The 14,673-nt window shown below is 30.6% G+C and carries 12 protein-coding genes and 1 tRNA gene; 9 read left to right on the forward strand and 4 right to left on the reverse strand.

Features of this window, described 5'->3' with window-relative positions; genetic code table 11:
• Positions 1–229: 229 nt before the first annotated feature.
• Together AABJ49_RS09745 and AABJ49_RS09750 are read right to left on the reverse strand one after the other, a co-directional pair.
• A complete protein-coding gene (locus AABJ49_RS09745; protein WP_338378087.1) occupies positions 230–703 on the reverse strand; it encodes a hypothetical protein in 474 nt (157 codons plus the stop codon).
• Positions 704–744: 41 nt separating this feature from the next.
• The gene (locus tag AABJ49_RS09750) at positions 745–1,884 is read right to left on the reverse strand and encodes an acyl-CoA dehydrogenase (RefSeq protein WP_338378088.1); all 1,140 of its coding nucleotides are present in this window, start codon (positions 1,882–1,884) and stop codon (positions 745–747) included.
• A gap of 96 nt (positions 1,885–1,980) precedes the next feature.
• On the opposite strand from AABJ49_RS09750, the gene AABJ49_RS09755 reads away from it, so the two are divergent.
• Positions 1,981–3,048: an anhydro-N-acetylmuramic acid kinase gene (locus tag AABJ49_RS09755; protein WP_338378089.1), complete on the forward strand. Its 1,068-nt coding sequence runs from the start codon at positions 1,981–1,983 to the stop codon at positions 3,046–3,048.
• 56 nt (positions 3,049–3,104) lie between these two features.
• On the opposite strand, the gene AABJ49_RS09760 is transcribed toward AABJ49_RS09755, so the two are convergent.
• Positions 3,105–5,348, reverse strand: coding sequence for a reprolysin-like metallopeptidase (locus AABJ49_RS09760; RefSeq protein WP_338378090.1), 2,244 nt, complete (start codon positions 5,346–5,348; stop codon positions 3,105–3,107).
• 229 nt (positions 5,349–5,577) lie between these two features.
• Here AABJ49_RS09760 and AABJ49_RS09765 point away from each other — a divergent pair, with 229 nt between their 5' ends.
• The 8 genes from AABJ49_RS09765 to AABJ49_RS09800 all read left to right on the forward strand — a co-directional run bounded on the left by AABJ49_RS09765 (position 5,578) and on the right by AABJ49_RS09800 (position 13,295).
• The gene (locus AABJ49_RS09765; RefSeq protein WP_338378091.1) at positions 5,578–7,053 is read left to right on the forward strand and encodes a hypothetical protein; all 1,476 of its coding nucleotides are present in this window, start codon (positions 5,578–5,580) and stop codon (positions 7,051–7,053) included.
• Positions 7,054–7,232: 179 nt separating this feature from the next.
• Positions 7,233–8,459, forward strand: a complete 1,227-nt coding sequence (locus AABJ49_RS09770) for a Glu/Leu/Phe/Val dehydrogenase dimerization domain-containing protein (protein ID WP_338378092.1) — start codon at positions 7,233–7,235, stop codon at positions 8,457–8,459.
• Positions 8,460–8,474: 15 nt separating this feature from the next.
• The gene (nhaD, locus tag AABJ49_RS09775) at positions 8,475–9,845 is read left to right on the forward strand and encodes a sodium:proton antiporter NhaD (protein ID WP_338378093.1); all 1,371 of its coding nucleotides are present in this window, start codon (positions 8,475–8,477) and stop codon (positions 9,843–9,845) included.
• A 47-nt stretch (positions 9,846–9,892) separates the two neighbouring features.
• Positions 9,893–10,597: a MotA/TolQ/ExbB proton channel family protein gene (locus AABJ49_RS09780; RefSeq protein ID WP_338378094.1), complete on the forward strand. Its 705-nt coding sequence runs from the start codon at positions 9,893–9,895 to the stop codon at positions 10,595–10,597.
• Positions 10,597–10,998, forward strand: a complete 402-nt coding sequence (locus AABJ49_RS09785; protein ID WP_338378095.1) for a biopolymer transporter ExbD — start codon at positions 10,597–10,599, stop codon at positions 10,996–10,998. The genes AABJ49_RS09780 and AABJ49_RS09785 overlap by 1 nt, the downstream gene beginning before the upstream one ends.
• Before the next feature lie 110 nt (positions 10,999–11,108).
• Positions 11,109–11,912 carry an energy transducer TonB gene (locus AABJ49_RS09790; protein ID WP_338378096.1) on the forward strand — a complete coding sequence of 268 codons (804 nt, stop codon included), beginning with the start codon at positions 11,109–11,111 and terminating at the stop codon, positions 11,910–11,912.
• Positions 11,913–11,921: 9 nt separating this feature from the next.
• The gene (locus AABJ49_RS09795) at positions 11,922–13,136 is read left to right on the forward strand and encodes a folylpolyglutamate synthase/dihydrofolate synthase family protein (RefSeq protein ID WP_338378097.1); all 1,215 of its coding nucleotides are present in this window, start codon (positions 11,922–11,924) and stop codon (positions 13,134–13,136) included.
• A gap of 84 nt (positions 13,137–13,220) precedes the next feature.
• Positions 13,221–13,295: transfer RNA gene (locus AABJ49_RS09800), tRNA-Val, on the forward strand.
• A 36-nt stretch (positions 13,296–13,331) separates the two neighbouring features.
• Here the strand turns inward: AABJ49_RS09800 and murF are convergent.
• The gene (murF, locus tag AABJ49_RS09805; protein ID WP_338378098.1) at positions 13,332–14,615 is read right to left on the reverse strand and encodes a UDP-N-acetylmuramoyl-tripeptide--D-alanyl-D-alanine ligase; all 1,284 of its coding nucleotides are present in this window, start codon (positions 14,613–14,615) and stop codon (positions 13,332–13,334) included.
• Positions 14,616–14,673 lie beyond the last annotated feature (58 nt).

The following is a 14,673-nucleotide window of genomic DNA, read 5'->3' on the forward strand; positions in this document are numbered from 1 at the left end:
AACAAAAAAAGCGAGTGCGGATAGCCCGACCTGAAAGGACACGCCATAAAAAAAAATATAAATTATTGAAATAGTTGCAGTGATTATTTATAGGGCAAAATCCACATTTAGGATTTGTTGGTCTGCAAATTTCTCTTCCTAAAAAGGAAAATGCCATTCCGATATTGTGCCATATTTAGTATGGTAATTGTTGCATTAAGAGTTTTTCTATTTTGTTTACGTCTTTAATTTAGAGAATTAAGCCTATTCTAGGAATTACTCTAATTACGTGTAAATCAACTATAATGCCTTCTGGTTTTTTATTTAATTCTCTTATTATTACGTTGGCAGATTTTCTTCCTATGCCTTTTAATTTTATTAAATCGGATAAATTTGTTGGAATTTTATCGTCTGATTTAATCATATTTGCAGATTCAGAAAGCCAATTTGATTTGTTTTGATAATTTTCAACAGTTGTTATAAAATCATTTATTTCAGAAGTTTTTGCTTTTGAAAGAGTCACTATGTGATGATATTTTTCAAAAAAACGAATAGAAATTGCATTTATATTTTCATCTGAATCGTGAGCAGCCAAAATTATCATAATTAGTAACTGATACAAATTATCGTAAGTTAATGGATGCTTATTGTCTTTGTATTTGCAATTATAGGTTGAAGATTTTCTTTCCAGTTGTCGAATAGCATTAATAAAAAAAGAGCTCAACTTTTGAAAATTGAACTCTTATAATAAGTAAATTTGTTGAATTAATTTGTCAAGCCTCTTGAAATAACGATTCGTTGAATTTCAGAAGTACCTTCATATATTTGAGTGATTTTTGCATCACGCATCATTCTTTCTACATGATATTCGCTTACGTAACCGTTTCCACCGTGGATTTGAACGGCTTCAATAGTTGCATTCATTGCAGTTTCTGAAGCAAATAATTTTGCCATTGCTCCTGAATGTGAAATATCTTCTCCGTTATCTTTTTCAAAACCAGCTTTGTAGCATAGCATTCTAGCTGCTGTAATTTGAACATGCATATCTGCTAATTTAAACGCAATTGCTTGATGTTGAATAATAGGTTTTTTAAAAGCTACTCTTTCTTGAGCATATTTTAAAGCTAATTCATAAGCACCTTGTGCAATTCCTAATGCTTGAGATGCGATTCCAATTCTTCCTCCGTTTAATACGTTCATTGCGAACGCAAAACCGAATCCGTCTTCTCCAATTCTATTTTCTTTAGGAATTTTCACATCAGAAAACATTAATGAATGAGTATCCGAACCTCTAATTCCCATTTTCTTTTCTTTTGGCCCAATGGAGAAGCCTTCCCAGCCTTTTTCAACTAGAAAAGCATTTATACCTTTATGACCTTTTTCAACATCAGTTTGAGCAATAACTATGTAAGTTGATGCGGAATTACCATTTGTTATCCAGTTTTTTGTACCGTTTAATAAATAATGATCTCCTTTGTCAATTGCAGTTGTTTTTTGTGAAGTTGCATCAGAACCTGCTTCTGGTTCAGATAAGCAAAATGCTCCAATTACCTCTCCAGTTGCAAGAGGTACAAGATATTTTTGTTTTTGTTCTTCGTTACAATATTTTTCGATTCCGGCACAAACTAAAGAGTTATTTACAGACATGATTACAGCAGCAGAAGCATCAATTTTTGCAATTTCTTCCATTGCACAGATATATGAAATACTATCTAAGCCAGCACCACCATACTTTGGATCAACCATCATTCCTAAGAAACCTAATTCAGCCATTTTTTTGACTTGTTCTGTTGGAAACTTTGAATGTTCATCTCTTTCAATTACACCAGGTAATAATTCTGTTTGAGCAAAATCTCTCGCAGCTTGCTGAATCATTAATTGTTCTTCGTTTAATTTGAAATCCATAATCTAAAATATATTGTTTTAATTTTATGATAAAATAAGTTGTCAAATGTACTTATTTATTAGCAAATTTTCAATAACTATTTGTAATTTTAACCCATGTTTAAGCAGAACTATAACGTTATCGGAGTAATGTCAGGAACTTCATTGGATGGAGTGGATATAGCTCATGTTAAATTTTCTAAAAATGAAAATTGGACTTATGAAATTTTAGAAACAGAAACTATTTCATATTCTGAAGAATGGTTGAGAATTTTAAAATCTGCTGTTAATTTTTCTAAAGCTGAATTAAATCAAATAAATGTTGATTATACGCATCTTTTAGCTCAAATGATTAATGATTTTATTTTAAAGAGTGATATTAAAGATATTGATGTCGTTTGTAGTCATGGTCATACTATTTTGCACAAGCCAAATCATGGATATACTTTGCAAATAGGCAATTTGCCAATAATTTCAGAATTAGTAAATCAGAATGTTGTTTGTGATTTTAGAGTTCAAGATGTTGAATTAGGTGGTCAAGGGGCACCATTAGTTCCAATAGGAGATAAGTTACTGTTTTCTGAATATGATTACTGTTTAAATTTAGGTGGTTTTTCTAATATTTCGTTTGATGATAATGGACGAAGAATTGCCTTTGATATTACGGCTGTTAATACAGTTTTGAATTATTATTCAAATTTGCTTGGTTTTCCATACGATGATCAAGGTAAAATTGCAAAATCTGGAAATTATAATATAAAATTATTAGAACAATTAAATAATTTAGCTTTTTATAAATTACCTTATCCAAAATCATTAGGAATTGAGTTTGTTAATGAGTTCGTTTTCCCAATAATTGAAAACTTCAATATTTCTACAAATGATAAAATGAACACTTTTGTTGAGCATATTGCTTTTCAAATTAGTGAAGTAATTACTAAAGTAGAAGCACCTCTTTTTATTTCTGGTGGTGGAGTTTATAATGATTTTTTAATAGAGAGAATCAAATTTTATTTACCAAATAACAACATAGTAATTCCAGATAATAAAACAATAGAATTTAAAGAGGCATTGATTTTTGCTTTTTTAGGGGTTTTGAAATTGCGCAATGAAATTAATGTTTTGAGTAGTGTTACAGGTTCAAAACAAGATCATAGTTCGGGAAAAATTTATAAAAAAAAATAGAGAAACATTTTACCATTTCTCTATTTCCAAATTTAACCCCTAACGTTAATTATAAACTACTTTATTATAATTTTTCTTGTCATCTTATTTATTCCATCATTAATGTTGATTAAATAAATTCCATTTTGAATGTTTTTTAATTGAATGTTTTCATTAAAGAAATCATCATTATTATAAGTATTTGAGAATACTTGTCTTCCTCTAATATCATTAATATTAATTTCTATATTATTTGTTGCTGTAGAATTAAATTTTATGGTAAAGTTACCTTCATTTGGATTAGGGTATAGAGTAAAATTTTCAAAAGTGAACTCTGTATTACTTGCTACTGCAGTAATTGAAAATTCTTCTGAATTTACGGCATAGTAAATATTTCCAGTAGGTTTAATCATTAGTCTACAAGTAGTAGAAGAGACATTTGGAAGTGTCAAAGATGTAGAGCCATTATTAGGAACAGCAGCAGCTATAGTTGTTGGAAATGTTAATCCACCATCTGTTGATAATAAAATATCTACTGTTGATGATCCAGCTAAAGAACTAGTTCCGTTTACATTCCAAGTAACAGTTTGTGTAGTAGAACTATTATAATTAATACCTGTTGTATTTTGAGAGGTAACCTCAAAAGGACCAGCTGTAGCGTCAACAGTCACAACCATCGCATCAGTTTTGGTTTGTCCAGCTCCTGGATGATTGTCTCTAACTGTAAGTGTAAAATTTAAACTTCTAGCAACATTAGAAACAGATTCCCAATTTAAAGAATTTGTCAATTCACCATTTAAAACATATTCTAATTTTGGCATATAACGAACAGGTGTAATAGTTGCTGAATATAATCTAAAAGTTGGACCAGCTGTTTTTGTATCTGTAGTAGTACTGTTAGCCCCCACAGTAGTAGCCGTGCCATCGTCATTTTGTTCCCAGCTGTAGCTTAGCACATCATTTGTATCTGAATCTGATCCACTTCCTGTTAATATAAAAGCCGTTCCTTTAGGGATAGTATAATCGGCACCTGCATTTACAACTGGAGCCGCACTTGCAGGTGTGTTAACTGGACAGGTTTTAGTAGCCATGTTTGCTTCTACTTGTACAACACTAGCAGTAGAAAATTGTAGAATATTATGAGGTTGAACATCCCAGTTAGTAACACCAGCGTATCCCATTGTAGCACATCCACTACCAGGCTCAATATTTGTTCCTGAACCTTCATATTCATAACTAAAAGTATGAGTTGCACCAAATTGGTGACCAAATTCATGAGCTAAAAAATCAAAGTTAAAAACTGAACCTTCAGGTGTAGTATCAGCACTTGTAAAACCTGCTCCTTTGTTTATATCAGTTTGATCTGTAATATCATCATCATTACAAACACAACCAATACATCCTGCATTTCCATTTCCACCTGTATTACATACTAAATGCCCTACATCATATGCGGCATTTCCTATAGTAGATGAAAGCATATTTTGTAGTTCTAAATTCCAAACATTATTAGCTGAGCCAATCGCAGCATTAGAATAAGGGTCAGTAGCAGCATTTAAATATATTAAAGATGTATTATTTGCTATTAAATTTAAGTGAATAGCTAAATCTCTTTCAAAAAGTGCATTTATACTAGTTAATGACGCATTCATTCCTGCTAGAGCACCAGCTACTGTGCCGCCAAAATACTGAGCATATTCTCCATTACATGACATTGCTAAACGCATAGTTTTTAATTGACCTGAACTTGATTTGTTTGTATTTTGAATAGGACTAAAGTTTAAATTTTTATCTTTAACTCCACATGAGAAAGTACTTATTCCGGAATGACTGTTCTTTGTACTAAATACTGCATATGCAGTTGCTTCTTTATCATATGCTTCAATAAATTCAGTATCTTTTCCAGTTCTAAACACAACAGTTTGAAAGCCAATAGGAGCTAAACTAAAACTTATTGTTGCAGATTTATCCGTAATTCCTCTACCTGAATAAGCTCTTATGTCAGGATATTGCGCTTGTAAAATAGGGTCAAAGTTTGAGTTTTCCCAAACTTCGAATTGCTCAAGTTTTCCATTTAAATTAGGGATTGAAACAATAATACCAGATGTATTAGATCGAATAGCAGGTGTATTTGAAAGTATTTGACTCATTTTTAAAGAGTTTAATGTGTAATACTTTTCGCCATCAGTATTTCGATGTTCAATTTTTCGTGAAAGTTTAGAAATTTCATGGTTAGAAATACTTTTCCAAACCGAAGAGTTTTGGGCATTTACATTTATAGAAAACAAGATGATAAACAAATAAAGTAATTTTTTTTTCATTGGTTTTTTTAATTTAAAGTTTAATTGATATTATAATTAATATTTTTGTAAAATTACTTCAAAGCTTTGCTTTAATGATACAGCCTATAGGTGACAAATTAGGGTACAATTGTTAAAAAATTTAAAAACGCACATAATGAAACACATATGCAGATTTCAATTTAAAATATTTTTTTTTCTATTGTTTTTAATTTCTAACGTTTTTTCTCAAACAAATATTAAAGCAGAGATGAGAAAACAAAATCCAATTGATAAAAACTCAACATTAAATGATTTTGAAAAAATTAAAGTTCATAAACAGTTTCTGTCAAGAGCAAAAGCCGAAAAAAACATTACAAATCAATTTTATGGTTATTTATATTTGTTTGTAGATTATTATTTTACGAATGACTATGTAAATATGAATAAATGTCTCCTTGATGCTGAAGTAATTGCAAACAAAACAAACAATGTTAGTTGGAAAGGAATTATTAACATGCGAAAAGCAATGGCTTTTGGAATTAAAGAAGATAGAGAGAATGCAATAAAATACTTTTTTAAAGCATATGAAAACTGTAAGACTGTCAAAGATAGTTTATGCATGGGAGAATCCTTGGAACAGATAAGTGCAAAATATAAGGAATTAGATAATTATGAAAAAGCCCATTATTATTACAAACAAGCTATACCAATATTATCTAAATATGCTGATAGCTATCAAATGGCTTTGACTTATAATAATTACAGTAATTTATTGAATCATGAAGAAAACTATATAGAATCTCAAAAATATATTGATAGTGCAATTTCTATGGCTCAAAAAAATAATGATTTGTATAAGGTGATGTTGTATAGTAATAATAAAGCAACAATATATACGAGCACAAAAGAGTTTTCTAAAGCTATCGATATTTACAAAGAAGGTGAAATAGTAAATAAAAAAAATAAATTTACAGATATGTTAATGTATAATTATATTGGGCAATCTGAATTATACACGGCAAAGGGTAATTATCAATTAGCAAATGAGTATCTAAAAAAATATTATTTTTTGAAAGACAGTTTAAATGGAGTAGAAATAAATCTAAAAATCGCTGATCTGGAAGCGAAATATGAAAATCAAAAAAAAGAAGCAAGTTTAAAAAAAGCACAATTAGAGCTTAGTAAATCAGATAGAAAAATTGAACGAATTTATGCTTTAATTTTTTTTTCAGGAATCCTTCTTATTGTTTTAGTTTATAGCTTGATTAAAAAAGTTAAAATTTCAAAAAAAGAAATACAAATTAATAAAAGCAATCTTTTAGAGGTTAAAAATTTACTTATTAAGAAAAATGAAATGCTTTTAAAAAAAGAACATGAGCTAAAATCATTACTTAGTCAGAAGGAAATTGAAGAGGAAATCAAATCATTTGAAATTTACAATTTAAGAATATTAACAGAATCAGATTGGTCATCATTCAAGAAGTATTTTGAAAAAATACATCCAAATTATATCGAAAAGGTAAGAAGTACTTATCCAAAAATAACAGAAGCTGAAGAAAGACTTTTTCTCTGTATAAAATTGAATTTGAAAAGTAAAGAAATAGCGTCGATATTAGGTATTTCAAACGAAAGTGTAAAGAAAAATAGAAATAGACTTAGAAAAAAAATCAATTTAAACATTGAAGATGATTTAGAAGTTTTTGTAAGAAATTTTCAACGGCAAAGTATTTTATTAAATCATTAGAAATATGTTTTGTAACTTACTAGTTTACTGATCATAAAAACTAATTTTATAAATATTTGATAGAAAAGCTTTTAAGTATTTATGTCATATTTAAAGTTATTAAATTACTAAAACTTTAGGTTTGTTTTATGTAATCATTCAGAATATGTATATTTGTACAACACAATTTACAAGAATTAATGAAAGATTTATTACAAAAATTTGAGAATAAAGAACCAGAAATAGTTTTTAATTGGAAAGACCCCGAAACAGAAGCTGAAGGTTGGACAGTAATCAATTCTCTTAGAGGAGGAGCTGCAGGTGGTGGAACTAGAATGAGAAAGGGATTAGATATGAATGAAGTGCTTTCTTTAGCAAAAACTATGGAAGTAAAATTCTCTGTTTCTGGACCAGCTATTGGAGGTGCAAAATCAGGAATTAACTTTGATCCAAATGACCCTAGAAAAAAAGGCGTTTTAGAACGTTGGTATAAAGCTGTTTCTCCATTGTTGAAAAATTATTATGGTACAGGTGGAGATTTAAATGTAGATGAAATTCACGAAGTTATTCCTATGACTGAAGAATGTGGTGTTTGGCATCCGCAAGAGGGTGTTTTTAACGGACATTTTAAACCAACTGAGGCAGATAAAATTAACAGAATAGGACAATTACGTCAAGGTGTAATTAAAGTTATAGAAAACCCTAACTTTTCACCAGATGTTTCTCGTAAATACACTGTAGCAGATATGATTACAGGTTATGGTGTTGCTGAAGCAGTGCGTCATTACTATGATATTTATGGTGGAAATGTTAAAGGTAAAAAAGCTATAGTTCAAGGTTTTGGAAATGTTGGTTCGGCTGCAGCATTTTATTTAGCTGAAATGGGAGCTAAAGTTGTAGGGATAATTGACAGAGATGGAGGATTAATTAATGAAAACGGATTTAGTTTTGAAGAGATTACTGAATTATTTTTAAACAAAGACGGAAATAAATTAGTAGCAAATAACATGATTCCTTTTGACGAAATAAACAAGAGAATATGGAATATTGAGGCGCAAATTTTCGCTCCTTGTGCAGCTTCGCGTTTAGTTCAAAAATCTCAGATAGACGAAATGATTGCTTCTGGTTTAGAAGTTATTTCTTGTGGAGCTAATGTTCCTTTTGCAGATAAAGAAATTTTCTTCGGGCCAATAATGGAAGAAACAGACAAAAAAGTAAGTTTAATTCCTGATTTTATTTCTAACTGTGGAATGGCAAGAGTGTTTGCTTATTTTATGGAGAAAAAAGTTCAGATGACTGATGAAGCTATCTTTTCTGACACTTCTTCGATCATTAAAAACGCTATACAAAAAGCTTACGATCTTAATCCTGACAACAAAAACATTAGTGCAACAGCTTTTGAAATTGCATTAAAACAATTAATCTAAAATCATAATAAATAAATGGAAGCAATTTTAATAATAATATTCATTGTTGGATATTTAGCTATTGCATTAGAACATAATATAAAAGTTGATAAACTTGTACCAGCATTAGCCATGATGGCAATTTTATGGGCTATAATTGCAGTTGCGCATATGGATGTTTTTGAAGTAAATACAGCTACAAAATCCTTAGAACCACATCATATAGAAGGAGTATTACTCCATCACCTTGGAAAAACTGCAGAAATTTTAGTTTTTCTTCTAGGAGCTATGACTATTGTTGAAATTATCGATTATTTTGACGGTTTTTCAACAATAAAATCATATGTAAAAACTAAACGTAAATCAAGTTTACTGTGGTTGTTTACCACGTTAGCTTTCATATTATCTGCTATAATTGATAATTTAACAGCAACGATTGTATTAATAACTATACTTCAAAAAATTGTAAAAGAAAAAGAGGTTCGTTTATGGTATGCTGGTTTAATTGTGGTAGCAGCCAATGCTGGTGGAGCTTGGTCTCCAATTGGTGATGTTACAACTACAATGCTTTGGATTGCAAATAAAGTAACAGCTTCTAGTTTAATTGAACACGTACTCTTACCATCTATCTTTTGTTATGCTGTTCCTACATTTATAGCTTCGAGATTAAAGATATTTAAAGGAGAAATTGGTACTGAGGAATTAAAAGATGACAAACCTACCTCAAAACACAGTGCTACAATGTTTTATCTTGGTTTAGCTGGAATACTATTTGTACCTGTTTTTAAAACAGTAACACATTTACCTCCATATATGGGAATGATGTTGTCTTTAGCAGTTGTATCAATTTTTGCCGAATATTTTAGTAACTCTAAGTTTTCTATGGCTGAAGCTTCGGCAGGTGGTGGTGCATTGCCGGCAAGTCATAGCCCAATTCACCATTCGTTATCTAAAATTGAAATGCCGAGTATTTTATTTTTCTTGGGTATTTTAATGGCTGTTGCGGCTCTAGAATCTCTAGGAATGTTATTCGAATTCGCAGGAGTGCTTGAGAGTTCGGTACCATTATTAGGAACAGAACATGCTACAACACATATTTCTGATTTAGTTGTTTTATTATTAGGAATTGGTTCGGCTATAATTGATAATGTGCCTTTAGTAGCAGCAAGTATCGGAATGTTTTCTATTCCAATCGATGAACCGGCTTGGCACTTTATAGCTTATTCTGCTGGAACAGGGGGGAGTATGTTGATTATCGGTTCAGCTGCTGGTGTAGTAGCAATGGGAATGGAAAAAATTGACTTCTTTTGGTACCTTAAAAAGATAGGCTGGTTAGCTTTGATTGGATTTGTTTCTGGCTTTGCCGTATTTGTCTTATTAAGAGACTTTTTATTAAATGCACCTTAATACAATTTTTATAGTACATTTACGTTTTAATACATATTAATAATTCTATGAGTATATTTCTTCAAGCAGATAGTTTAGCAGTTGCTAATCAAATATTAACAGATGACCAACCAGTAGAAAAAACACTTTCAATTTGGTCTTTATTAACAAGTGGTGGAATCGGTGGACAAGCCATTATTTTAGTACTATTTATTTTATTGTTTTTTGCTTTGTTCTTGTATTTTGAACGAATTATGGCAATCAATAAAGCTAGTAAAATTGATTCTAGTTTTATGAACAATATTAAAATGAATATTGCTTCAGGTAAAATTGACAATGCAAAAATGATTTGTGCTCAGTCAAACTCTCCTGTGGCTAGACTAATCGAGAAAGGAATTTCTCGTATTGGAAAACCTCTAGAAGATATCAATACAGCTATTGAAAATGCTGGTAATTTAGAATTATATAAGTTAGAAAAAAACACTTCAATGCTGGCTACCATTTCAGGAGCTGGACCAATGATTGGTTTCTTGGGAACGGTAGTTGGTATGATACTTGCCTTTCATAAAATGGCAAGTGGTGGTGGGCAAATTGAAGTTGGAGCATTAGCTGAAGGAATTTATACAGCAATGACAACAACTGTAGTCGGACTTATTGTTGGAATCATTGCATATATTGGATACAATCACTTGGTAGTTAAAACAAATAAAGTGGTAAATCAAATGGAAGCCAATGCAGTAGATTTCCTTGACTTATTAAATGAGCCAGTATAATGAAGTTAGGTAAAACAAGAAATAAAGTCTCTACAGAATTCAATATGTCATCGATGACAGACATTGTCTTCTTGCTACTGATCTTCTTTATGCTAACATCAACAATGGTAACAACTAATGCATTAGATTTAGTATTGCCAAAAGCAAAAGGAAAAACCGATAGTAATAAAAACACAACGGTTAACATAAATGATAACTCTGAATTTTTCATAGATAAAAATCCTGTTTCAAAAGAGCAATTAGAAGAACAACTTTTAGCCATTCTTCCTTCAGGAGATGATAAAGCAAGAGCGATTGTTCTTAGAGCAGAGAAAACTGTCGAATACGATAATATTATTTATGTAATGGATATTGCTAACAGAAATCAAATAAAAACGGTTTTAGCAGTAGATCCAAAGTAGAATTTTTAGGAGCTATTTCCTGCTGTTCACTATATCTTTTTTTTGCAAAAAAAGGATGCCGTTACCATCAGGGCTAGGATAATTGGTTTAAAATTAAAAATTAGTTTACTATGAAACTTATAGAAACACCAGAAGAAAAAAAATCTTTAGCGATTACATCAGGTATTTTTGTAATCATAGCACTAATATGTATATTTTTCGGATTAACTTACATGGATCCACCACCAGAAAACGGAATAGCCGTCAATTTTGGAACTAGTGATGTAGGTCAAGGAGAAGTGCAACCAATAGAACCTGTTCAAGCAGCAGCTCCACAAACTCCAAGCAAACCTGTGGAATCTCAAGAAAATTTATCTACTCAAGATGATGATTCTCCTGTAGTTGCACCTAAAAAAGAGAAAGTTAAGCCTACACCAAAAACAACTCCTACAGAAACAAAACCGACACAAAACACAAAACCAGTTGTACCTACCAAAGCTAAAAATTCTGTTTTAGACGGAATGATAAAAGGAAAAGACAAAGGAACAACAACCGGTGGTCACGGAGATGATGGTGAACCAGGAGACAAAGGAAATATAAACGGAGATTTATATGCCAATAGTTTTTGGGGTAACGGAAAAGGAACCGGAAGTGGAAACGGTACAAAATGGGGTTTAGCTGGTAGAAGTTTAGCAGGAAACGATAAAGTAGTTCAACAATGTAACGAAGAAGGTACAATTGTAGTTCAAGTTACAGTTAATAAACAAGGAAGGGTTATTGATGCTCAATATTCTGCAAAAGGTTCAAATTCTACTAGTCAATGTTTAATAAAACCTGCAATTGCAACAGCTAGGACTTTTAAATGGAATCAAGCTCCTGATGCTCCTGATACTCAAATTGGATTTGTGGAAATTAATTTTAGAGTAGGAGAATAATATATTTCAATGAATTATCAAGAAACAACAGAATGGCTTTTTAATCAATTGCCTATGTTTCAACAACAAGGTGCTTCGGCTTATAAAAAAGATTTATCAAATTCTTTAGCTTTAGCTAAACATTTAAACCATCCTGAAAACAAATTCAAATCTATTCACATAGCCGGAACGAACGGAAAAGGTTCAACTTCTTCTATGTTAGCTTCTATTCTTCAAGAAGCAGGTTATAAAATTGGTTTATATACTTCACCACATTTAAAAGACTTTAGAGAACGAATCAAAATTAACGGTCAAGAAGTTAGCGAAGATTATATAGTAGATTTTGTAAAAAAGAATAGATTATTTTTCGAAGATAATCAATTAAGCTTCTTTGAAATGACTGTTGGATTAGCTTTTCAATATTTTGCTGACGAAAAAGTAGATATTGCTATAATTGAAGTTGGAATGGGAGGAAGATTAGATTCTACAAATATCATTACACCTTTAGTCTCTGTTATTACTAATATCGGTTTAGATCATACGCAATTTTTAGGTAACACTTTGGAACTTATTGCAGCAGAAAAAGCAGGAATAATCAAACAAAACGTTCCTGTAGTAATTGGTGAGTATATCTCTAAAACTAAAAATGTTTTTACAGAAATTGCACAAAAAAATAATGCATCTATTTATTTTGCACAAGAAAACGATCACGAGGATTTACCTTGTGATTTATTAGGAAACTACCAGATTCAGAATAAAAAAACAGTTTTACAAACGATTAATTTATTAAAAGATTATTTAAAAGTCTCAGAAGGAAATATAAAATTAGGATTGTTAAATGTTGTAAAAAATACTGGTTTGTTAGGAAGATGGCAACAATTAGGAAAAAATCCAAAAATAATTTGTGATACAGCTCATAACGAACATGGTTTAAAAATTGTGATGGAACAAATAAAAAATCAAAAATTTAACCAATTGCGTATTGTTTTAGGAGTTGTAAATGATAAAGATTTAGATTTAATATTGCCATTATTTCCTAAAAAAGCCTTTTACTACTTTTGTAAACCAAATATTTCTAGGGGCTTAGATTCAGCTATTTTAAAACAAAAAGCACTGAATTATGATTTGAAAGGAATAGAATGCAATTCAGTATCAGAAGCTTATACCTTAGCGTTAAAAGAATCAAACCAAGATGACTTTATCTACATTGGAGGAAGTACATTTGTAGTAGCAGAAATTGTTTAATTTTTTTATTAAAATGTTTGTTACATTAAAAAAGTAGTGTATATTTGCACTCGCAATACGGAGCAAGTATGGCGAAATAAAATAGGGCGATTAGCTCAGCTGGTTCAGAGCACCTCGTTTACACCGAGGGGGTCGGGGGTTCGAACCCCTCATCGCCCACAAAAAACTTCAACAGAAATGTCGAAGTTTTTTTATTTACAATAATTCCAAACTTCTTTCCAGAGCCATTCCTCTTGATCCTTTTATTAATATTAGCTCGTCTGATAGAGATTTTGTTTTGAATTTCTTTGAAAAATTATCAAAATTCTCAAAGAAGTGAAGATGACTAATTTCTTTCTTTGCTTTAAAAAAGTGTTTTCCAATAAAATAAACTTCAATTTCAGGATGATTTATAGTCAAATCCACTATTTTTTGATGTTCTTCAAAACTTTCGTCTCCTAATTCAAACATATCACCTAAAATGGCAATTTTACCTTTTTTGTGTAGTTGAAAAAAGTTAGCCAAAGCTGCATTCATACTGCTTGGATTCGCATTATAGGCATCTAAAATAATTTCAACACCATTTTTTTGAATCAATTGGGAACGATTGTTTTCCGGAATGTAATTTTCAATGGCTTTTTTTATAGCTTCGTCTTCAACTTTAAAGTATTTTCCAATGGTTAGCGCAGCATTGATGTTATTAGAATTATAAATTCCAATTAAGTGTGACTGAATTTTTAAATTATTATAATTAATTGAAACCATAGGATTGGCTTCAACTGATGATATAAAAACATCTGCTTTATGGTCAATTTGAGAAAAAGTATATCTATTTAGTTGAGATGATTTTTCATTCTGAATGACATCGTCTAAATTGACAAAAACTTTCTTGTTGTTTTCTTTTAGGTATAAGTACATTTCGCTTTTGCCTTTGATTACTCCTTCTATTCCTCCGAAACCTTCTAAATGAGCTTTTCCAAAGTTTGTTATATATCCAAAATCAGGTTCAGCAATAGTGCACAACAATTCTATTTCTTTCTGATGGTTAGCACCCATTTCTATAATTCCGATTTGAGTATCTTCAGTTAGTCTTAACAGTGTTAAAGGAACACCAATATGATTATTTAAGTTTCCAATTGTAGCTATAGTTTTGTATTTTTCAGAAAGAACAGTATTTATTAGCTCTTTTGTTGTGGTCTTTCCATTACTTCCTGTTAGGCTAATTATAGTTGTGTTTAATTGTTTCCTATGAAAGTTAGCTAATTGTTGTAAGGCAATTAAGCTGTCATTGACCAAAATAGTTCTTTCGTCAATATAGAATTCATTATTGTCAATAAGTACATATTTAGCACCTTTGTCTAATGCTTCTCTAGTAAAAGTATTGGCGTCAAAGCTTTCTCCTTTTAAAGCAACAAACATTGAATTTGGTTCGGTTTTTCGTGTATCAGTTGAGATAGATGTGCATTCTAAGAATTTAGAATAAATAGCGTTTATTTCCATAAAGTAAAGATATAAAAAAAGCCCTTTTTGAAAAGGGCTTTTTTTATAAAGTATGAGA

This window comes from uncultured Flavobacterium sp. (genome assembly GCF_963922255.1).
Lineage (GTDB): Bacteria > Bacteroidota > Bacteroidia > Flavobacteriales > Flavobacteriaceae > Flavobacterium.

Bases quoted from the DNA above. Each gene is read 5' to 3' on its own strand.
- nhaD (WP_338378093.1), top strand. From the start codon at position 8,475: ATGGAAGCAATTTTAATAATAATATTCATTGTTGGATATTTAGCTATT.
- AABJ49_RS09755 (WP_338378089.1), top strand. From the start codon at position 1,981: ATGTTTAAGCAGAACTATAACGTTATCGGAGTAATGTCAGGAACTTCA.
- AABJ49_RS09770 (WP_338378092.1), top strand. From the start codon at position 7,233: ATGAAAGATTTATTACAAAAATTTGAGAATAAAGAACCAGAAATAGTT.
- AABJ49_RS09780 (WP_338378094.1), top strand. From the start codon at position 9,893: ATGAGTATATTTCTTCAAGCAGATAGTTTAGCAGTTGCTAATCAAATA.
- AABJ49_RS09765 (WP_338378091.1), top strand. From the start codon at position 5,578: ATGAGAAAACAAAATCCAATTGATAAAAACTCAACATTAAATGATTTT.
- AABJ49_RS09790 (WP_338378096.1), top strand. From the start codon at position 11,109: ATGAAACTTATAGAAACACCAGAAGAAAAAAAATCTTTAGCGATTACA.
- AABJ49_RS09795 (WP_338378097.1), top strand. From the start codon at position 11,922: ATGAATTATCAAGAAACAACAGAATGGCTTTTTAATCAATTGCCTATG.
- AABJ49_RS09750 (WP_338378088.1), bottom strand. From the start codon at position 1,884: ATGGATTTCAAATTAAACGAAGAACAATTAATGATTCAGCAAGCTGCG.
- AABJ49_RS09785 (WP_338378095.1), top strand. From the start codon at position 10,597: ATGAAGTTAGGTAAAACAAGAAATAAAGTCTCTACAGAATTCAATATG.
- AABJ49_RS09760 (WP_338378090.1), bottom strand. From the start codon at position 5,348: ATGAAAAAAAAATTACTTTATTTGTTTATCATCTTGTTTTCTATAAAT.
- murF (WP_338378098.1), bottom strand. From the start codon at position 14,615: ATGGAAATAAACGCTATTTATTCTAAATTCTTAGAATGCACATCTATC.